Below are 22,371 nucleotides of genomic sequence, written 5' to 3'. Positions count from 1 at the left end.
GGCCAAATATAAAGCAAGTTCTGAATTTGGAACAAGCCCGGAAGATTCTGTCAGTATCAGAAACGAACACAGGGCCCGTTGTTATGAGCCCTGTGCAGGTTTAACGGTTATGTTTGCAACCACTTGTTTACAATTCCCCTTTCTCCATTTGCGCTAAAGTTTGCGACCAGGCATCTATCACCTGTTCCATGCCTTTTTCTTTTTCCACTCCTGTGATAGCTTTTTTCATAGTAGTAATAGCATCGGCTTTCTTACCGGCTTTCAGGAGCGCTCCACTATGGATCGACAGGTTTTGCGGAGATCCATTTTCAGCAAGTGCCACTGTACTCCAGTTCAGTGCTGCCTGGTGCATTTCCGGGTTGTTCATGAACAATGTCATTTGAACATAGCCGAAAATTTCTACGGGATATAGTTGTTTTTCATATTTCTTCAGGTAGGAATCCATGAGATGGCGGAACTCGTCATAATCCTGAATTTGAAAATGGTAATGCAGCTTCAGCATATCCATCATCCGTTCTGCCCTGTCTGGCATCACGGATCTGATCCTTTGTTCGATGGCAGCATAATCGGGTTTTGAATTATCCGCCATAAAATTGAATGCACCCGCTTCCATCAGAATGATCTTTGCCACTTTCAATTCAGCCACTCCTTTGCCCACCACAGCGTCCACTTTTTCAGCATTGTCCCTGAAAATAGCAAAACCTTTATCGGCACTCCTGCCCGTAATTTCATCCACAAACATCAGGTGATCTTTTGTGAACAGATCTTTGGTGGCATCGAGATAAGCATTGGTGAGTATTGGAGCATTCACGCCGTCATTATTCTTTGTTGCTTTTTTTACCAGCTTTCTCAATGAACCGGGATGATTGCCTGCCGCTTTGATCTCAGCTTCCATTTGTGTAAAATATTGGGTGGAAGGATCGAATGCCTTTCGGGATATTTCGATGAACTGCTTCGGATCGGATGTGGTGCCAACAAACAAATGCACCAGCCTTCCTTCAGGTGAGAAATAAAAGAAATTGGGAACAGCCATCACACCGTATTCTTTGGCAATGGCAGCTGCGTCTTCGTACCAGCTCTTTACTTCTTCATTGTCTTTGGCAGTTTTGTCCATTTGCACTTTTACGTTGATGAATTTCTGATTGAAAACATCTCCCACTTCTTTCTTTGTAAAAATGCTATCGCTCATCAATTTGCAGGGAGCGCACCAGGTGGCGTAGCAGTCCATGAAGATGTACCTGTTTTCCTTTTTCGCTTTTTCCTTTATTTGTTGCCAGCTGAGGCCTTTCTCGAATTTTATCCCATCTCCCTGCGCCCAGATTATGCCAGGCAGGACCACTGCCAGCAGGCAGGTTATTGTCAGTTTGTTCCTGAATTTCATTTTTGTTGTTTTGAATGTTTAAAAAGGGGGATCAGTCTTCCATCATTTCCAGGATGCCCTCATTCCTGATGATCATCATACCCTGTCTGTCTTCCGTGATGCCTTCCTTAAGGCGGTAAGTATATCTTGGTATCGCGCCTTCCATGATGGTGGGCATGAATACGAAGCGGATATTGCTTCTGTCTTTCAACGACTCACCCACTTCGATGATATGGGTACTTACGATGAACAGGCAGTCAGTATAATCAGCAAAAGACCTGGTGATGGCGAGTGTGCCATCGAAAGCATCTTTCACATTGGTGCCTTTGAAAAGCTCATCAAACATCAACAGCAGTCGTTTACCGCTGGCCGCCGCTTCCGCCGCCTGCTTCACGCGCACCACTTCTGCATAGAAATGACTATAACCGAGCCCGATATTATCGCTCACATTGATACTTGAATACAATCCCTGCCTGACGGAGAACTGCATATGATCCGCAGCCACAGGGAATCCCATATGCGCGAGATAGAGACCGATGCCGATAGATTTCATCAGGGTGGATTTACCAGCCATATTGGCGCCGGTCAGGAACAATACATTGCTCTGCCGGTCCATTTGCAGCTTGTTGCCGATGGCTTTTTCGATACAGGGATGGCGAAGGTTCTCTGCCTGCAGCATATTCTTCTCCGGGGTAAGCGCCTGCGCATAACTAAACCCTTTGCCCCTGGCCACGCCGCTAACGGCAATGTATACATCCAGTTCATCGATGAAAGCCAGCACAGCTGCCATGCCTGCATTCAATTCCGTTTTCAGCAGATGCTCGTAGTATGCGAGCGTTTTCAGGGGAAGCGACTGATAGATATCCATCTCCCGGAGCCGCTGTATTTTCTTATCCTCCAGTATCTTCCTGATCTGATCCACTTTTGTCTCATACACAAATGGAGGTTTTATGGTATCGATGAAATGGTGGCATTTCTGCAATACGCCGATAGTTGCCTGAAGTCCATGAATACTTTTCCTGTATCGTTCGTCGCGCGTGAGGCCGGATAAGATCTTTTTCATGAAGGTCTGCGCCAGTACCAGTGCGGCACTGCCGGCGCCTGCTGCATCCACATACTCCCGCATCTGTGTCAGCTGCTGCGGATCGAAGGGAAAAGCGAAGCCTGCTCTTTCGAAGTACTGAAATATACTGCTGCGTTCATTGATAGCGGAGGCATCCTCCAGCGGATTACGGAACATCTGGTCCAGCAGGCGCTCTCCGCCATTGGTCTTTACTTTATTGAAAAGCGCATATACGGAACCGGTACGGAACTTACCTGTCAGGTTCAGTTCTTCCAGCGTTTGTTTATCTATCGCAAAATTCATGGTGTTCAAAATTTGTTATGCTGTGGCCAGTCGCTCGCCTCTGGCGAGTGACTTTTATTTAGTCGCCTCCGGCGACGCAGTGTTCGCCGGAGGCGAACAAATATTTCTCACCCGCCAGAGGCGAGCGAGTGCTCCCCGGGTAAATGCTTCTTTCCCTTTTCCAGGATTTCCAGAATACCCTCGTTGCGGATGATGATCATCCCATGACGATCATCTGTAATTCCTTTTTCCAGCCGGTAAGTGTATTCAGGCATATTTCCGTTCATGCGGGTAGGCAGGTAAAGGAAACCGATATTGGCCAGTTGTTTGAGCTGCTCGCCAGCTTCGATAATATGAGAAGAGATAATGAACAGGCTGTTCCTCTTTTTTGCATATGCCAATGCTACAGCCACAGATGCTTCATGGGCATCTTTCACATTGGTGCCGCGGAACAGTTCATCAAATACCACAAATATCGCTTTGCCCTTGCTGAGCTCGGCAGCCACTTGTTTCACCCGCAATACCTCCGCATAAAAATGACTGGCCCCGATTCCCAGGTTATCCGGCAGGTTGATGGTGGTATAAATGCCATCCATAACCGAAAACTCCATCCGTCTGGCTGCTACGGGAAATCCCATATGAGCCACATAGATGGCCACACTCACTGAGCGGAGGAAAGTTGATTTTCCGGCCATATTGGCGCCGGTAAGGAAGATCAGGTTCTGGCTTTCCTGCATTAGCACATCATTCGCTACGGGGGATTTCAATTCCGGATGATACACCCCTTCCAGTAAAAGTTCCACTCCTTTCCCGGCATGGGCTGCCGGGAATACGAACCCTCTTTCAACAGCAACCGCCGCAACGGAGAGTAACACATCCAGGTAATAGATATGCTGCAGCAACCTGTTCACTTTTGCATGTTCCCGGTTCCTGAACAATACATCATAAGCAGCTACTGCAGCATAAGCCAGACGTGATTTCCCGCTCTCCCTCAGTACGGGTTCAAATGCAGCATCATTGAGAATAGCGGCTATACTTTCCCTTTCGGCGGAATAAGCTGCAAGTCCCGTAACTGAAGAAGAATCGAGGAAAGACCGCGTCACCTGCATCAGCTCAATCAATGCAGCCACGCCGTTGGCGATCTCTTTTTCACTCAAAAGGGATTTATTGTTTCCCTGCCTGTTGGCTTCTTCCACACTCAGCATATATTTCTCAGCCATATCGAACATGGAGGCGCTGAATGGAAATGGGACCCTGTTCGCTGCAAAATGCTGCAGGATACTGCTCCTGGTATTGATCTTTTCCATATCGGACAAAGGAGCACGGAACATTTCTTTCAGTAATGATTCGCCCCCCCTTGTATGCACACGGTTATAGAGATCGAAAATGCCAGCGCTGTCGCGCTTTCCGAATATGCGGAGATCGTCAATCGTTTGATCGTCTGTTTGTAGATACATGGTTTATTTTCTTTTTCGTCTGATCAGCAATACAGTAGCGAAGAGCAGCAAAGCGCCGGGTAATATGTAGATATAAATGATACGGAATGCTTTTGCAGTATCAGGTCCGATCCTCATACGATTGTCAGGTGGCGGATTGCCGGGTAAATACACGGGGAATTCTCCATTGCTCAGCCAGCCATAGAGGTAACCGGCATACTTACTTACCTGCAGCGTTCTGATATTACTGATGAAATCAGCGTCCCCGGCTACCAATATGCGCTGATCTTTTTGGCCAACATTCCTGTGCATAGCCAGTAAGGTGATGAACCCGTCTCCTTCAAAACCCGCTTCACGATGCATGGAGCGCTGGTCGCCTTCAGCAGGATTGAATTGTAATTTGGCTGAATCCCGCACAAATACACCTTTCCTGATCCAGGTAATATTTTTGTCCGTTGCCAGCAGGGCTGTACGGGTAAAACTATTCGTATCCGCTAACTGAATAGCAGCTACGCCGGGCATCAGCATATGTGCATGTTTCGGTTTTACTTTTTTAAAGATGGCGCTGGAGGGGTCTGCCATCAAACTGAACATGGCTGTATTGATAGCAGGCATCACCATATCCTGCGCTTCCTGTTTGGTTTCAGTGAGGATGATCCCTTCCTGAAGCTGCACTCCTATTTGTTGCAGAACCGGATTCACTATTTGTTGCTTACCCGGTTCACCCATGATGAACATATTGCCACCCCTCGCGATATATTCACGGATCTTAGCCTGGCAATCATCACTCAATGCTGCTTTCGGATCGGCCAGCACCAGCAATTGCGTATTGGCAGGGACCTCATTGTGCTCAAGCGATAAAGAATCCATATTGTATCCCAGGTTCACCAGGGCAATCCGCGATTCCTTCATAGCTGTATGATCACCATATTCCCTTTCACCCAGCTTGTAAATATTCCTCTCATAGTGCCCCGTAATAAAAGTAACATGCGGTATTTTTTCAGGATGCAGTAATTTTTTGAAGACGGCGGCAAAATTGTTTTCTTCCGGCCACAACCTGGAGTCATTATAGGTTCGCAGGAATTCTGTTCTGCCTTTGTATTTCAGTTGCATCACCAGGGCAAGGCCTTCAGGGCGGAGATCTATCTTCTTACGCATCTCCTCCGGCTTTTGAAAATAGCTTATATCGGCATCCTGATATTCACCCATTTTTTGAATGATCTGGTCCAGGGATTTTCCGGGAAATCGTTTATAGAGATGATTGCCCATGATAGTACTATCATGATCATAATAATATTCGTATTTGAATTTGATATCCGGTTTGAAACGGGTGTATGGTTCCCAGATCCAGGAGAGATAGAAATTACGCGCCGCAGGCAATCCGGAAAACCCACCTCTTCCCATATAATTCACGTATAAGGTTACCTCCAGTGGTTCATCGCCCATCTCACGGACCAATGCCTGTGTATTCGGATGAATGGTATTCACGTTCTGAGCAGTGGTATCCCAATAACCTGTTAGTACAGGCCTGGACGTTATATAACCGATCAGCAGGCCCGCCATCAATACGCCCAGGTATCTGCCCGCCTTTACATACCAGGGTTTTGTTTCACGTGCACCACGCATTTTGAAAATAGTGAACAACAGGAACATGCCAATCACTACCATGAAGTAGATCACATCCTTGGTGGTGATCAGCCCCACCAGCATTTTTTCTGTACGTCCCGGGAGATGCAGGAAAAAGGTAAGGTCCCTTACAAAATCATATTGCTGCCAGACTCTGCCAATAAAGGTCAGCAACAGGATCACCAAAAAGGTGCTGAAGGCAGCTACAACCTGGTAAGTAGTGATACTGCTCATGAATGCGCCGATGGCTCCATAGGTACAGGCCAGCAGGTAAAAGCCGAGCAATGCAGACATCAGCATTCCATAATCCATGGACTTCACCTGAATGGCAGCCGACACACAGAAAATTCCCACAATCAATACCAGCAGCAGGTTAAAGATCATGAAAGCCAGGAACTTCCCTGTTACGATCTGCCGGATGGTTACAGGCGATGAATACAGCAGTTTGATAGTTCCATTCTGTACCTCTCTCCCAATCAGCCCCATGGTGAGAAGGGGCAGGAAGAGGTAGAGATTTTGCAGCACATTGGAGAAAAATCCATTGTCGCCCGAAAACAAAGCTCTTGTAAAACTCATTTTTTCAAAAAGTTCGGAATTCGGATTGTTCCTGAGTATTACATCCTGGTAGTTGGCATTGAACTCCAGTGAAGTGGAATAATACCAACTGCATTGCACCAGGAAGGCGACCAGCATGAACCAGGCGATGGGTGAATAAAAGAGGTTACGAAGCTCAGCTTTCGCAACTTGAATGACCATCCTCATTGATGTGAAATTTATGCAGTTACTTAATAAGTTCTATTTCCTCTTCCTTCTAACCAACACCACAATTGCCGTGATCAGCAGAATGGAAGGCAATATCCACACAGATACTATATGGAATATTTTAGCGGTGCGGGGTTTGATCAGGAAGAGGTTATCTTTAGGCCACACATACGGGAAGGCATATACGGGGTAAGCATTGTCTGCCATCCAGGAGTAGACCGCACGATTGATCACTTCTCCATTCTTCCATCTTATATTGCTGACAAAATCAGCATCTCCGTAAATAGCAGCTTTCTGTTGCCTGTTGCCTGCCTGCCTGGTCAATTGCAGCACGGTTGGGAATGAGCCTTTCACATCGCCATCCTCCTGGCTGTATTTTACTTCGGCGGAATCCACCACCAGTTTCCCTTTTTTGATCCAGGTACTGGTTCCAACGGTGAGGAACAGGGGCTTTTTGACGGAGCCATTACTATCTGTATAAGAAAGCGCCGCCACGCCGGGCATCAGCATTTTCATGGTATCCCTGAAATATTCCTCCTTCCATTTCTGGCTCACGCTCCAGAGACCCAGTTCATCTGCCAGCGCAGGAGCCGCACGGGTATAATAAGGCTTCACCATGTCCGGTGTTTCATGCCATGTAGGCTCCACCAGGTTACCATCCAGCATTTGTACGCCAAGATCCCTGATAAGGGGGTTAAGCAAATCCTGCTTGCCGGGCTCTCCCATAAACACGATATTGCCTCCTTCATCCATATATTTTTTGATCTTTCGGTAAACAGTTTCACTGAAAGCTGTTTTTGGATCAGCCACTACCAGCGCAGTAATATTGGAAGGGATATCTTCCTTCTCAAGTGAGATGGAATCAACATCAAAACCCAGGTTCTGCAAGCTGTTGCTGAATTGTTTGGAGATGAAATTATGATGTTCCCTTTCACCACTCCTCCAGAGACTCCTTTCAAGATTATCGGAAGTATACAATATCAGCGGGATACTTTCAGGATGCGCTAATCGTTTGAAAGCGGCAGCCATATTCTCTTCTGTAGGGAAAACAGATTCCACGCCGGACCCATTATAGGTGCGGAGAAATTCATTTCTTCCCTTGTAAGATAACTGCATCACCAGCCGCTGACCTTCCGGATCGAGGTCGATGCTGTCCCTGATCTCAGAATATGGCTTGAATTTCTTCACATTTACGTTGAAGAGCACGGCCATTTCACGCGCCATTTCCTCATTGTTCTTTCCGGGAAAAGCCTCCTGTAATGCGCCATTATCAACGCTCTTATCATAATGGTAGTAATACACGTATTTGAAACGGATATCGGTTTTGAAGCGGAGGATCCTCTCCCAGGTATAATTGAGGTATTCATTTCTCATTTCCGGTAAACCGAATAAGGCAGAGCCCCCGAGGAGGTTCACATACATGGTCACTTCAAGCGGTCCCTCATTCAGATCAGCCAGCACTTTTTGGGTATTGGAATGGATCGTATTCCGTTCGCCCGCAGTGAGGTCCCAGTACTTTGTGGTAACAGGAAGGGATAAAAAATAGCCGGTAGCAATGGTGATCATAACGATGATCACTACCCGCATTATTTTCACATACCAGGGTTTGGATTCGCGCAGGCTTTTCAATCTGATGAGCGTAAAGCCCAGGAACATGAACACCATCATGGCGTAATAGACTATATCCTTTGTTGCGATCAGCCCCTTCATCATCCTGTCGGTGCGGCCGGGCAGGTAGAAAAAGTAAGTGATGTCGCGCAGGATATCATACTTCTGCCAGAGCCCGTCGATCTTCGACAATACAAACACGATCAGGAAAGTGCCAAGTGCTGCCAGGATCTGGTAACTGGTAAGACTGCTCACAAATAATCCGATTGCGGTATAAGCACATGCCAGCAGGAAGAGACCGGCTACGGAGGAAATGAACAGACCGTAATCCGGCGACCTCATAAAGAAAAAGAAAGTGAACATGAACAAGCCTGCGATGGATACCAGCAGCATATTGTACACCATGATGCCGAGGAATTTCCCGCCAACGATCTGGCGAAGCTTTACAGGTGAGGAGTACAAAAGTTTAATGGTGCCCATCTGCGTTTCACGCCCCATCAACCCCATCGTGATCAATGGGATGAAAAGGTACAGGTTTTCCAGCACCAGTTTAAGTACGCCATTGGGTGGCATGAAAAAAGCCATCGTCATCGGAAACGGCCCCAGGTCTTTGAAATCGGGTTTTGTCTCCATATAGACATCCTGCATTTTAACCATCTCATACAGTTGCGTGGAATACATCCAGGCGAACAGTACCAGGAAGGAAATGGTCAGGAACCATGCTACAGGGGAATAGAAAAGGTTTCGCAACTCTGCCTTTGCGATTTGAATTACCATCTTCATAGATTGGTATTTATGCTTGTTAAGTAGGGAAATAGTAGGAAGGAAGCTATGCCATCAATTAATTGGCAGACTGGATGGAAAGTTGTTTGAATGTATCATCCAGTAAAATTTTATCTGCACTGATCTCCATCAGCCTCCAGTTGTTCTGTATACTTGCCTCCACGATCCTTTCATTGATCACCTGGCCGGGCTCGAAATAAATACGAACCTGTTTGCCGGTGAGCATCTCCACCCGGTTCACACCCTTGATGGCCAGCAGGGCTGATTCCGCCGGCATGTTCTCCAGTGTTACCAGCAGGCTGCTGGGCGACAAATAATTATCGAAAGCATCCATGGAATCGGAGAACACCATCCTGCCGGATTCGATCATGATCACATCCTTACAGAGTAAGCGGATCTCGGAGAGGATATGGGACGATAACAACACTGCATGTTCCTGTGCAATTTCCCGGATCATTTTCCTGGCTTCGATCAGTTGATTGGGATCGAGGCCATTGGTAGGCTCATCCAGCACCACCAGTTTGGGTTTGTGGATCAGCGCCTGTGCAATGCCCACACGCTGACGGTAACCTCCGGATAAATTCTTGATCAGCCTGCTGCTGAAATGACCGATGCCTGTTTTCTCTTTCACTTCCTCCACTGCCGCTTTGATCTTCGACTTGTCCATTGCCCGCAGGTTGGCGGTATAATGCAGGTATTCATCGATGGTGAAATCTGTGTACAACGGCGGTGTTTGCGGAAGGAAACCGATATCTTTTTTTGCTTCCTCCGGTTTTTCGCGGATATCGAAACCGTTAACCATCACCTTTCCTTCAGTTTGATTCAGCACGCCACAGATGATATTCATGGTGGTGGATTTGCCGGCTCCGTTGGAGCCCAGCAAACCCACGATACCTGTTTGTCCGATCTCGATGTTGAGATCACGCACAGCCCAGCTGCTGCTGTACCTGTGCGACAGGTGTTCTATTTTCAGGATAATGCTCATGATTATTTTTTTCAGTATGATTAATTATTGCTCATCACAACAGACCTTGGTGCGCCTGCGCCGGTATCATTCCGGTCTCCGAACAGGATGATCGTAATGTTCCTGAAACGGTAAAGGTTGGATAGTCCATAGCCGATATTCCGGTCCTGGGTATCGATCGTTTGTACGGAAATGAGGTCGCCTGTATTTTTTTCCCTGATCTCGAATACATATTGCACCGGTTCTTTCTTCACTTCATAATTTTTGAAAGGCGATACTGCTTTGTATCCTATGCCTGCCACTTCGCTACCCTCTTCACGCCCCTGCAGATTAACGCTGACTTCGAGCCCCTTCACCAGGTTCACTACGCGGATACCGGCCGTACTATCTGTGGCGTCATGATAAGGCAAATGGTCGCGGATAAGTAAAGTATCGGGCGCCTCGAAATGTCCTGTCAGGAATAAACTATAAATAGAACTCACCTGCAGGTTTAATTGTACCTGTGTAACCGGTTTGCTTTTTGCTAACGTATCCGGGTATTCGAAAAAGGAAATACTTTGATGTCCGCTATAGGAATAGAACCTGTTCCTGACTGAGTTGATAGAAGACTGATCACCCGGGTCCCCGTAATACAAGCGACTGGCCCTGCTGTACCATACCAGAGGCTCGCCGCCGTTAAAATTGGTAACGAGCATGTTGCTGCCCACTATTCCGTTGAAGATATTCAGAGATGCCACTCCGGGATGATCACTCTTTTCACAGGCATTCAGCAATACAAGACAAATCATTGCAATTACAGAAGTGCTTCCTTTTCGCATTGAAAGCCGGTAACCTTTGGGTGTGCGTATTTTTTTCATTTGCAGTAGTCTTTAGTTGTAACCAGGATTGGGAGCGAGATTCCGGTTATTGATGATTTCGTTTACTGGTATGGGATAGAGCAGCTGATAATCGCCTGCCCAGGGTTGTTTGGCGGACATTTGAGAAAGTTCTGAACTTGCCTTGCCTGTCCTTTTCAGATCAAACCAGCGATGGCCCCATTCCAGGAAGAGTTCGGTCCTTCTTTCCTTTTCGATAGCTGCGAATACATCCTGTTGCGACAAATTATCCGGCAGATCGTTAAGCCCTGCCCTGAACCTGATCGCATTCAGGTCATCGATGGCATCGGTGAGACCTGCTGCACCATTGGCTGCGGCTTCGGCCCTGATGAGGAACTGTTCGGCAAGGCGCAAGGCAGTATAGTATTCTGTTGCCTCTCCGCCAATGATCCTGTTATGGTAACCCATCTTGTATTTATAAGCAAAATACTTTGTGCTGCCGGTGTTGTTCACCGGGGAAACACCTACCCATTGTGAAAGTCTTTTGTCTGTTGGTTCAAAAGCCTGCACCAGTTCATCGGTCATATGATAATAGATCAGCGAAAACAGGGGATCGGCATCACTGTTCCGGCCTGGGATCAGGAATGCGCCTTCCCCGGTGGCATTACCCCTGGAGTAATTGGTGGTGTAGTTTTCAAATTGCCAGATCGCTTCCCTGCTCGTTTTGAGAAATGGTTTATCGAGGTCCATTTCGAGGCCGAACTGCGCTGTATTGGCAATCACGGCACTTGCTTCCCTGTAAGCATTTTCATAGTCCCGCGTATACAAATACGCTCTTGCCAGGAGGGCGGTAGCCGCCCATTTGTCTGCATAGATCCTGGCTCCTCCTGGTCCGGTATTCTCCGTGGGCAGATCAACCTGCGCTTCTTTCAGATCTTTGATGATCTGTTTATACACATCAGCCACAGGCGTTCTGGTGTAATTCCTGGTTTCATTGAAGTCCACTGTCAATACCAGTGGCAGGTCGCCAAAAAAATTAACGAGATAGAAATAACAGAAGGCCCTGATAACTTTGGATTCTGCTGTCAGCTTTTTTCTTACACCCTGCGAGAGCGAAGAAGAGGTGGATGCCGCTATACCTTCTATCACGCTGTTGGCATTGTAGATGGTAGTATAGGCAGATGACCAGAGTTCAGGCGAGACCGCATTCTGAACCAGTATCTTGTTGGTGCTGAATTGTAAGAATGGGTTATCTTCTCCTGTTAACCTGACGGAAAGTTCATCAGCGGATAATCCACCAAGTACGGTAGACAAACCTGCGCTGAAATGGTTGGATGCAGAACCTTGGCCATTCCCGTTGGCCAGTTTTGAATACACACCGGCCATCGCTGCTTTGGCCTGCACATCGTCCCTGAATACCTGGTTGGTGGTGATACTGTCTATGGGATCGTCTATGGCCACCAGTTTGTCGCAGGAAGTCAGCGCAACTAATCCTGCCAGTATGATGATGATTTGTTTAATATTTCGCATGGCAAAGCATTAGAGGGTGATGTTAATATTTAGAACGATCTCTTTGGTGGGCGGCATCACGTTGATGCTTTGAATATCTGGATCGAGGCCCTGGTAATTCGTGATCACGAAAATATTCTGGGCATTGATACTGACGAAAGCTCCCTTTAGCCCGAGCTTGCGATAGATCTTTTCAGTAAGCGACCACGACAAGGTAATATTGTTCATGCGCAGATTGGAAGCATCCACATAACCAAGATTGGAAAGCTCTCTCGCATAAGACTGATTGTAAGTAGTGGTGAACTTCGAGTATTTGGAATTGTCGCCCGGTTTCCGCCAGCGGTTATTGAACATCTCCACCGTGATATTCCCCATGGTTCCGGGATTCTGAGCCGTTCTGAAAGCCTCCATGCCATTCTGGAACCTGTAACTGAAGCTTAGATTCAGGGAAAGATTTTTGTATCGCAGGGATTGATTTATACCACCAGTGAATTTCGGTCCCAGCAACAATACTTTCTGTACATCGCTCGGGAAGGTCAGGGGTGGAAGATTGAAATGAGAACTGGGATCGATGAAACCGTCTTTGTTGTAATCCTGGAACTGGTAATTACCTGTCATCGGGTCCACACCAACATAATTCAGCAGGTAAACATTCTGGACAGATTTACCCACTACGTATTTATAGAAGTCAGGTGAATTTTCAATTCCAGGATAAGACACCAGGGTATTCTTATTGATGCCGCCATTCATAGTCATAGTCCAGCTAAAGTCTTTTTTATCTATTACCCGCACTACTGCAGCAGCTTCATATCCTTTATTCTCTATCACTGCATTCCAGTTACCATAAACAGTTGGAAAACCTGTGTAGATGGGCGTTGGGTTGTTGAGCAACTGATCACCCGTTCTCCTGGAGTAGTAGTTGAGTGACAGAGATACGCGGCTGTCTTTTCCAAATCCCATATCCATACCAACGTTTATCTCTTTGCTCGACTGCCAGTGATAATCCTGGTTTACAGCATGCATGCTTACCATTGGCGCAACGCCGCCATACACCGGCATTTCCTTTTTTCCCCATTGAGTAAGGTACTGGTAATCGCTGCCTCCGTCTGATCCGGCTGTACCGTAATTGGCATTGAACTTCAGCATACTTACTACAGGCGCAAGTGTTTTTGCGATCCAGGGTTCCGCAGTAGCAATCCATGCTGCACCTACTGAACCGAAATTGCCGAAGCGGTTACCCGGGCCGAACCTGGAAGAGCCATCCCTCCTTCCCGTCAGATTCACTACATATTTGTTATCCCAGATATATTCCACTCTTCCCAATACACCGAAATATTTGTAGGGCGAATAAGTATTGCCGGTATAAGAAAAAGGAGCAGACAAAATGGAACGCAGGAGGGCATCATTGGTGAACCCAATTGCCATCGTGCTCAGGCTTTCTCTTTTCTCGTTCTTGAAAGTGGCGCCGGTAAGGATGGCCAGCTTTCCTTTGCCAATCCAGGTGTCGTAACTGAGCTGAGGCTCGAATGTGAACGTGCTGTTCGTTCCCCTGGAATGCACCGTTTGTCCTGTTGGGTTCATCGCAGGATTTTGAGACCTGATGGGTGTCAGAGCCCAGCTCTCATTGTTTGACCTGCCATACCCCAGGTTTGAAATAAGGGAGAGACCTTTCGCCAATTGATAGCTTATCCGGAAATTAGTCATCAGGCCATTGGTACGGCTGTCGATAGGCTTGAACAGGTTTTGAATGGAAGTGCTTTCGATAACGCCAATTGTTCCTTCGTATCCTTTGAAATTGATCTCACCTGCAGAGTCCAGCAGTGGCGGGGCATTGGGAGGTAATTTGCTCAGGATGGGCGTACTCACCATATTAGCCACCGTATAGGTGTAGGTGGCAGTTGCCGCTACTTTGAATTTTTGGTTATTGCTGGCAAAGTCAGTAGCCACCCTTACATTAATGGATTCATTCTTACCTGCCACTCTTGTAATGGGCCTTACTGTGCTGTAGCTTGCGCTCAGCGTAGTTCTGAGTTGAGGCCCGCCTCCCGAATAACTGATCATCGCATTCAGGCTGCTACCGGTGTTGCCAAAAATTTCCTTTTGCCAGTCTGTATACCTGGTGGTATCCCAAAGAAGGAGGTCCGGAGCATCTGCAGGCGTGGGGGTAATACCATCGTTCCTGAATGCTTCCCTGCGCATTTCAAGATATTGTTGGGTATTGAGCATATCGAAATAGCGCATCACTTTGGACAGGCCATATCCAATATTCACATTCAGATCGGATGTATTTGATTTGGCTCTTTTGGTAGTGATCAGTATCACACCATTGGCGCCGGAGGAACCATAGATAGCAGTAGAACCGAGATCTTTCAATACTTCTATACTTTCAATATCCTTAGGATTGAATCCGAAAAGCTGGCTTTGGCTGCCGGCCGGACTTAAAGTGGCCATCCATCCCTGCACCGGTCCGTCTCCATACAACACCCCATCGTTGGAGCCAACATTCATCGGGGTTCCATCAACTACAATGAGCGGATTGGGACTGGATGCCGACAATAGGCTTTTACCCCTTATCGTGATTTCAACCGGCGCAGCGGCATGACCTGAATTGGGCGTCACTACCATTCCCGGAACTTTTCCCTGCAAGGCCATGAGCGGATTCATCACCGGTTGGCGGGCGATCTCTTCACCGGATACACGGGCCACGGAAGAAGTACTAAGTAATCTGGTTGTTTTACTGTAACCCTGCGCCACTACCTGGTCCAGCTCATTGGTAGCGTCTTCAAGGATTACGGTAGTACCCTGAGTAAATTCCACTTTTACATCCATTGGTTTGTACCCGATATAACTTACTCTCAGTATATCTCCCAGCTTTGCATCCTTCATTTCGAAGGAGCCGTTGGCGGCGGTGCTAACACCTTTGGATGTGCCCCGTAACATTATACTCGCATTGCTGAGAGGTTCATATCTTTTATTATACACGAATCCTTTTACGGAACCTGTGGCACTGCCAGCTGGTGAAACAGCCGGTTTGCCGGTGGAATCAAGTGGTAGTTCCGGCTTCTCTTTTTCCGTTACCACCACTGTACTTCCCACGATGGTGTACACCAGTTCAGATTGTTGACTGAAGATCTTTGTGAGCGCTTCCGATAAAGTAACTCCTTTAATATTGAGCGTTACTTTCGAGGCTTTGCTGTAAAATACTTCGTTGAAAAAAAATGAATAGCCTGTCTGGTTTTTTATCTGCTTCAGTACAGATTCCAGTTTTGCATTTTTCACGGAGAGCGTTACCACCTGGGTTGTCCCCCGCAAACTGCAGAACAGGCAGCCGATAACCAAAATGAGCGCAGTTATGCTTCGTTTCATGAATGTTGCAGTTAATGTTCAGTAGTTAGTTGGTAATAGTCAAAACGATCCCTTTCAGCTTTAACATAAAGCCGCTATAGCTGTCCGGGAATAATATGTTTATGGAATAACTATGATCTTCTTCTCCTCCACAATAAATCTGATCTTCATCACCTCCATTATTTTGAGAACTTCATCGAGGTTGGCTTTCCTGGAAATCTCACCCCCGAATTTCATCCCGGTTACACCTGGCCGGTATTCGATATTCACATCATACCATCTGGCAATCTGCCGCATTACAGTTCTCAGGTCGGCATGATCGAAAAAGAAATAACCGTTCTTCCAGGCGAGCACTTCTTCGGAATTGATATTGTCGCTGATCCTGAACTGGCCATTATCTTCCAGCTGGGCCTGCTGACCAGGATGCATCAGGTATTGTTCCTTTCCTTTGGCAAGTTTGATGGAGCCTTCCAGCAAAGTGGTCCTGGCCATCGGTTCGTCTACATAGGCATTGATATTGAAATGCGTGCCCAGCACTTCGATCTCCATATTGCTGCCCTCTCCTGTAAGTCCGGCCACTTTTACTTTGAATGGCAAATTGCCTGGACCATGCTTAGCCTTCACTTTGGCAACTTCAAAATAAGCTTCACCGGTGATGGTAACGGACCTTTCTTTTCCATGAAAACTGGTAGGATAAGTGATGGAAGATGCGGCATTCAGCCAAACTTTGGTGCCATCGGGCAGAGTAAGCCTGTATTGTCCTCCGCGCGGAGTTTTCAAGGTGTTGAAGGCAACTGTTTCGGTTATCCGTGCCTGTTGCTGCCGGTAAGCGATCCTTCCCTCTTCCGGTTTGAACACCAGGCTCCCCTGTTGCTCTGCCAGCTGGCCATCTGCCAGGCTATCCAGGAAGATCTCTTTTCCATTGCTCAATACCAGTACAGCTTTGTCTCCACCCGGTTTCGGCATTTCCCCTTTTTTCACCACCATTTCAGATGGTTCAGTTTGCTTGTTACGGCTAACGAGCCACCAGCCTGCAATACCGGCCATCAGCACCAGGACTGCTGCAGCAGCCCATTTCACCGGGAATCTTACCAGTTTGCGAACAGGTGTTTCAAAGACCGCTTTCTTTGCTGCAATACCCAGGTACAAGCGCTCTCTCAGTTCTTCTGTACCCATTCCGGTATGCAGTGGCTCCTGCAACAGCTTATCGATGAGCAGCGGAAAATCAGGATGCTCCTCCTTCAGGGCTCCCAGGAACATAGCAGCCTCCTCTGTAGTGAGCGTGCCTTCTACCCAGCCATCGAATAGTTGTTCAAAATCTTTCATCATAAATAAAGACAACGGTAAAAATGAATCCTACCAGTGTGTATTCAATTTTTTTAAAAAATTCTGAGATCCCGCTCCAGGACAGGTCTTTTGGGGGCGATGGAGCCTAATTCATCGTTTCGAGAAGGGCAATGATCATCACCGTAGGTGAAGCATGTTGCCGCAGGTATTCCCTGATATACTTCAGGGCAATACTAAGGTGGTTCTTCACGGTATTGGGAGAAATATTCAATTGAGCAGCCACTTCATTATAGCTCAGCCCCTGCTCACGCGCCAGTTTGTACACAGCCTGCTGCTGCGTGGAAAGATTTGCAACTGCCTTATTCAGCAGCTCCGCGGATTCCTTGAAGAGCAGCTCACTTTCAGGATTGTGCTTCGCTCCCTCAAACCAGTCAATAATATGTTTGTTGTATTGTTCTTCCCGCTGCTGCTGTTTCAGCACGTTGTAGATATGATTGCGGGCAATGATAAAAAGATAGCTGTCTGGTTTCTCCACTTCCGGCAATTCTTCACGCTTGTTCCATATCTTCAGGAAGATCTCCTGTACGATATCTTCAGCCAGGGCTTCCGATTTGGTGAGCATGAGGGCCACTGAATACAGGTGCTCCCAATAGGTATCGAACAAATTCCTGAAAGCGGTTTCATCGCCTCCGGCAATTAGTTTGAACCATTCTTTATGAAGGGATCTGTCCTGCATATAACGAATGCTTTGTTGGGGAATTAGCAGTTTGAATAAAAACAGGACAGGTTACGGGAGATACCAGCACCTAAATTAGCTGATATTTTCAGAACAGGAAATTTTTTTGCCCTTGTGAACCATGAGTAGCCCATAAAACCATTTTCTGATTATCTTGTTTACGAATCAAATGCCCATGCCCACGAAACTGCATACAAAAGCCGATCCTAAGGATATTGATAAGGTAATACAACTACTGAACAGCATATATCCGGTGAGTGAAAATTTCCGTAATGCACTCAACACGCATTTTATGGCACTCGAACTGAAAAAAGGCGCTACACTGATCAATGAAGGAGAAACCTGCCAGTACATGTATTTTATTATCAAGGGCGCATTGATGGGCCAAACTACTTATAAGAAAAAAAAGATCGTTACCTATATTTCTGTAGCGAATGAATTTGTTAGTTCGATCTCAGGTATGCATGGAATGGCACCAACCAAAGAAGGTATCATTGCCATCGAACCCACTTCTCTGATCGCTTTCCCCAACCAGGTGATCCTTCAATTATTCGAACAGCAGTTCGATCTGAATTATGCTTTTCGAATGCTGGTCCAGCAATATTACCAGGATGCACAGGAACGATCGCATATCATCCGTGTAGGCAATGCCAAAGAACGATACCAATATTTTTTACAAACCAAACCGGGATATATCGATCAGATCCCGCTGGAACATATCGCTTCCCTGCTGGATATGCAACCCAAAACATTGGAGAAGATCCGGAAGCAGCATGCCGACTCACTGAAGAAAGATGAAGAAACAGAAAAGATCTGTCGCCTGCTGGAAGAGCAGCTAATCAAACACAAACGTTACGAAGAAAAAGACATCAGCCTTGGTTCGCTGGCCAGATCGATCCATATCAGCAGTCACAAATTATCATCATTACTGAATAATCATTATCAGCAATCCTTTGTAGACTTCATCAATTCTTACCGGGTTAAAAGCATCAGGGAACAGTTGGCCCAGCCCAGGCAGGAACAACCTTTCACCATCGAAGCGCTGGCTTATAATGCCGGTTTCTCTTCACGCAGCGCCTTCTATAGCGCTTTCAGGAAACTGGTAGGCATCAGTCCTGCAGAGTATGCTCAACAGATGCAATCCTGATCCGGCTCACAATATCATGTTCATGAAATTAAATTGTCCCGATTTATAAAACAGGACAAAACAAATGGGTTTCTCATTATTAAGGAACGGAGGGTTGAATAGTTTTGCAGCAGCTAAACCATTCTATACAAAAACCTCTATGATGCCTAAGCTTTTACTCTCGTTGCTATTCATCTTACAAATTTTCCATGCACAGTCCAGCAGAGTTTATGTAAATGTTGCCGCTACCGGCGCCAACAATGGAACGTCCTGGAATGATGCTTACACAGATCTGCAGGTGGCCATGAACTTCGCCTATTACAACTATAAGGATACGGTTTGGGTTGCACAGGGAACTTATCAGAACGGTGCCGATCCATCTTTTTATCCAATGGAGAATGTAAAAGTGTTCGGAGGTTTCACAGGTTCGGAAACCATGTTTGAAGAACGGAACTGGCGTATGAATGCTACCATTTTGAAAGGCAAGGGCGCTCATGTGATCTGGTGCAATAACAGGGGCGTTACCAATGCTTTCATATTGGATGGTTTTACCATTACTGATGGCACCAGTTCCTCCTGGAGCGGTGGTGGAATGTATATTGTTTACGACAGTCCGCTTATCAGAAACTGCATCATTACCGGCAATAAGACTATAGGCAGCAGGAAAGGCGGCGGAGCCTGGTGCCAGATCGGTAGTCCGGTTTTCATCAATTGTGTGTTTTCAAACAATGAAGCCAGTGGCGGTGGCGGGATCGCTTCGGATGAAGCCTATGTTACGCTGATCAATTGCGTTATTACCGGGAATGTATCCAGGAATACCGTAGGCGGTGGTGGAATTTATATGTCATCAGGCGGCGTTCTCGGCAGCCTGACTATGGTCAATTGCACGGTTTCGGGGAACCGAACACCAGGGAATGGAGGAGGATTGAAACTCTTTGGTATTCCAGCCAACATCAGCAATTCGATCTTCTACGGAAATCATGCCGACTATGGATCAACAATTTCCGGCGCCACCCCCACCGCCATTATTACAAATTGCATAGTGGAAGGTGGTTACGCTGGGGTCGGCAATATGGATGTAAATCCACAATTCGTAAATGCGCCTCCCCCATCCACCACTCCTTTTGCAACAGGTGATTACAGATTACGCGCCTGCAGCCCCGCCATTACAGCCGGTGATAATTCAAAACTAACCGTGAGCATCGACATAGATGAGCTGCCCAGAGTTGCAAATTCAACAGTGGACATCGGAGCCTACGAGTTTCAGTCGATTCCGGATGGCAGCAGCCTGGCGGCTGGCAATTCTAATGTCTCGGGAAATATATATCCCGGCACCACACTCATAACGGTTCCGGGTAGTTGTGAAGCCATCGCAGCTATACTCCCCAATGGCGGCAGCACGGCTTTATCTGGAAATGTAGATACCAAATCATGGATCGATGGCAGTGTGCAAGCCTGGAATGGCCAGTACTATGTGCAGCGCCATTACGATATCAGCCCCACAACAAATGCGGCTACCGCCACAGCAAGAATAACCTTATTTTTCACTCAAGCCGAATTCGACGCATTCAACCTGGTGAGTACAAACAAACTGCCGGCCGGCCCTTCCGATGCACAAGGCATTGCCAATCTGCGAATCTGGCAATTTCATGGAGTCTCGCCTTCGGGTACCCCAGGCAGTTATTCCGGATCAATGGAAACTATTGACCCGGTCAACACAGACATAGTCTGGAACAGCACACATAATTACTGGCAATTGAGCTTTGATGTAACAGGCTTCAGCGGATTTGCCGTAACAGCCATGGCTACCACGCTTCCATTAAAACTTACAGCATTCAGCGGACGACCACTACATAGCAAAGTATTTTTGCAATGGACTACCTCCAGTGAATTCAATACAGACCATTTTGAATTATTTCGAAGCTTCGATGGCGCCCGGTATGAACCAATCGGTAAGGTGATGGCAGCAGGGTCAGGCAATCATCAATATTCTTTTGCAGATAAAGAACCGGGTGAAAGAAATTATTATCGCCTGATCATGAAGGATAAAGACGGACAGTCCACACAAAGCCGGATCATCCAGGTGAGGAGCACCAGGATTGGGCAATCCACAATCCTCTACCCTAACCCCACGCGCGACCTCGTTACCATTTCCATTGGCTCCAATGAGCTGCTGCATACCAAAGCGATACTGACCAATGCACAGGGACAGGCTATAAAGCAGGTTATGATTGCCAATAACACAGAAACATTTTCAATAGCTGAATTGCCCGCCGGACTGTACCTGCTGAAATTGCAAAATGGAGAAACGCTCAGGTTGGTAAAGCAATAAAATATGTATGTTCTTTATCAGGAATCGATCATATCCAGGATGCCTTCATTCCGGATGATCATCATGCCCTGCCGGTCTTCGGTAATGCCTTCCCTGAGTTTATAAGTATACCTGGGCACCGATCCTTCCATGATGGTGGGCATGAAAACAAACTGTACATTATCCTTGTCTTTCAGCGCCTCACCCACTTCAATGATATGGGTAGAGACGATAAAGAGGCAATCGGTATAATCTGCAAAAGACCTGGTGATGGCCAAAGTACCATCATAGGCATCCTTTACATTGGTGCCTTTGAACAGTTCATCAAACATCAGCAGTAGCCGTTTTCCGCTGGCAGCCGCTTCAGCGGCCTGTTTCACCCGCACTACTTCTGCGTAAAAATGGCTGTAACCAAGCCCGATATTATCAGATACATTGATAGAAGAATACAATCCCTGTCGTACAGAGAATTCCATTTGTTCCGCTGCCACCGGAAATCCCATATGGGCAAGGTACAGACCGATCCCGATGGATTTCATCAGGGTTGACTTACCCGCCATATTTGCTCCGGTAAGGAAGAGCACATTACTACGTCCATCCATGTGCAGGCGATTGCCAACAGCATTGCTGATGCAGGGATGGCGAAGTTGCTGTGCAGTCAAAACATTCATTTCCGGGCTCAATGCAGCAGCATAGTTAAAACCTCTTTCCTTCGCCACAGTGCTTACAGCAATGAACACATCCAGTTCACTGATGAATGCGAGGATCTCTTCCATTTCCCTGCTCAGCCCGCTCCTGAGCAGGTGTTCATAGTATGCGAGGGTCTTAACAGAAAGAGCTCCATAAATATCCGTTTCACGCAGACGTTGCAGATTTTTATCGGATAATATTTTCCTGATCCTGTCTACACTTGCAGCATAAGGTCCTTCAGGCGTCATCGCGCCAATGAATGAATTACATTTTTGTAAAACGCCAATAGTAGCCTGTAATCCCTGTATGCTCTTACGATAACGTTCATCCCTTGTAAGACCCGATAATATTTTCTTCATCATTGTTTGGCCAAGTACCATCAGAGCGCTTGCATTGCCGGAAGCATCTACATACTCCCGCATCTGGTTGAGTTGCCGGGGATCGAAAGGGAAAGAATACCCTTCCTTTTCGAAATACCGGAATATACTGCTGCGTTCGTTGATGGACCGCTTTTCTTCCAGCGGATGCCGGAACATATGGTCCAGCAGGTGCTCGCCACCATTGGTCTTTACCTTGTTAAAGAGCGCATATACGGAACCGGTACGGAACTTCCCCGTCAGGTTCAGCTCTTCCAGCGTTTGTTTATCTATCGAAAAAATCATGGTGTT

14 protein-coding genes are annotated in these 22,371 nt (G+C 46.9%); 2 read left to right on the top strand and 12 right to left on the bottom strand.

The annotated features are described in order from the left end of the window. Positions 1-127: 127 nt before the first annotated feature. The 11 genes from D9Y29_RS08720 to D9Y29_RS08670 all read right to left on the bottom strand — a co-directional run bounded on the left by D9Y29_RS08720 (position 128) and on the right by D9Y29_RS08670 (position 17,576). Positions 128-1,381 carry a thioredoxin family protein gene (locus tag D9Y29_RS08720; RefSeq protein ID WP_127127096.1) on the bottom strand — a complete coding sequence of 418 codons (1,254 nt, stop codon included), beginning with the start codon at positions 1,379-1,381 and terminating at the stop codon, positions 128-130. Between the two features lie 31 nt (positions 1,382-1,412). After that, positions 1,413-2,726 carry a MutS-related protein gene (locus D9Y29_RS08715; RefSeq protein WP_127127094.1) on the bottom strand — a complete coding sequence of 438 codons (1,314 nt, stop codon included), beginning with the start codon at positions 2,724-2,726 and terminating at the stop codon, positions 1,413-1,415. 107 nt (positions 2,727-2,833) lie between these two features. Continuing rightward, positions 2,834-4,162, bottom strand: coding sequence for a MutS-related protein (locus D9Y29_RS08710; RefSeq protein WP_127127092.1), 1,329 nt, complete (start codon positions 4,160-4,162; stop codon positions 2,834-2,836). 3 nt (positions 4,163-4,165) lie between these two features. Then, entirely contained in the window at positions 4,166-6,523 is a 2,358-nt protein-coding gene (locus D9Y29_RS08705) for a Gldg family protein (RefSeq protein ID WP_164735321.1), read from the bottom strand. Positions 6,524-6,562: 39 nt separating this feature from the next. After that, complete coding sequence (locus D9Y29_RS08700) at positions 6,563-8,920, bottom strand: ABC transporter permease subunit (RefSeq protein WP_127127088.1); 2,358 nt, start codon at positions 8,918-8,920, stop codon at positions 6,563-6,565. A gap of 58 nt (positions 8,921-8,978) precedes the next feature. Next, on the bottom strand, positions 8,979-9,905 hold the full coding sequence (locus tag D9Y29_RS08695) for an ABC transporter ATP-binding protein (RefSeq protein ID WP_206513746.1): 927 nt from the start codon (positions 9,903-9,905) through the stop codon (positions 8,979-8,981). 20 nt (positions 9,906-9,925) lie between these two features. After that, a complete protein-coding gene (locus D9Y29_RS08690; RefSeq protein ID WP_127127084.1) occupies positions 9,926-10,741 on the bottom strand; it encodes a DUF4397 domain-containing protein in 816 nt (271 codons plus the stop codon). A gap of 12 nt (positions 10,742-10,753) precedes the next feature. Continuing rightward, complete coding sequence (locus D9Y29_RS08685) at positions 10,754-12,229, bottom strand: RagB/SusD family nutrient uptake outer membrane protein (RefSeq protein ID WP_127127082.1); 1,476 nt, start codon at positions 12,227-12,229, stop codon at positions 10,754-10,756. A 9-nt stretch (positions 12,230-12,238) separates the two neighbouring features. After that, entirely contained in the window at positions 12,239-15,574 is a 3,336-nt protein-coding gene (locus D9Y29_RS08680) for a SusC/RagA family TonB-linked outer membrane protein (protein ID WP_127127080.1), read from the bottom strand. Between the two features lie 99 nt (positions 15,575-15,673). Beyond that, entirely contained in the window at positions 15,674-16,882 is a 1,209-nt protein-coding gene (locus D9Y29_RS08675) for a FecR family protein (RefSeq protein ID WP_127127078.1), read from the bottom strand. 103 nt (positions 16,883-16,985) lie between these two features. Next, a complete protein-coding gene (locus D9Y29_RS08670; RefSeq protein ID WP_127127076.1) occupies positions 16,986-17,576 on the bottom strand; it encodes an RNA polymerase sigma factor in 591 nt (196 codons plus the stop codon). 175 nt (positions 17,577-17,751) lie between these two features. Here D9Y29_RS08670 and D9Y29_RS08665 point away from each other — a divergent pair, with 175 nt between their 5' ends. Continuing rightward, positions 17,752-18,723 (top strand): helix-turn-helix domain-containing protein, encoded by a 972-nt coding sequence (locus D9Y29_RS08665; protein WP_164735320.1) that lies wholly within the window; start codon positions 17,752-17,754, stop codon positions 18,721-18,723. 139 nt (positions 18,724-18,862) lie between these two features. Then, entirely contained in the window at positions 18,863-21,034 is a 2,172-nt protein-coding gene (locus D9Y29_RS08660; RefSeq protein ID WP_164735319.1) for a T9SS type A sorting domain-containing protein, read from the top strand. Positions 21,035-21,051: 17 nt separating this feature from the next. Here D9Y29_RS08660 and D9Y29_RS08655 read toward each other — a convergent pair whose 3' ends face one another. Further along, positions 21,052-22,365 (bottom strand): MutS-related protein, encoded by a 1,314-nt coding sequence (locus tag D9Y29_RS08655; protein WP_127127070.1) that lies wholly within the window; start codon positions 22,363-22,365, stop codon positions 21,052-21,054. Positions 22,366-22,371: the final 6 nt, after the last annotated feature.

The sequence above is a fragment of the Pseudoflavitalea rhizosphaerae genome (genome assembly GCF_003991355.1).
In the GTDB taxonomy this organism is placed as follows: Bacteria; Bacteroidota; Bacteroidia; order Chitinophagales; family Chitinophagaceae; genus Pseudobacter; species Pseudobacter rhizosphaerae.
The sequence above is the reverse complement of the archived record's forward strand: the minus strand, read 5'-3'. Positions and strand labels throughout refer to the sequence as shown.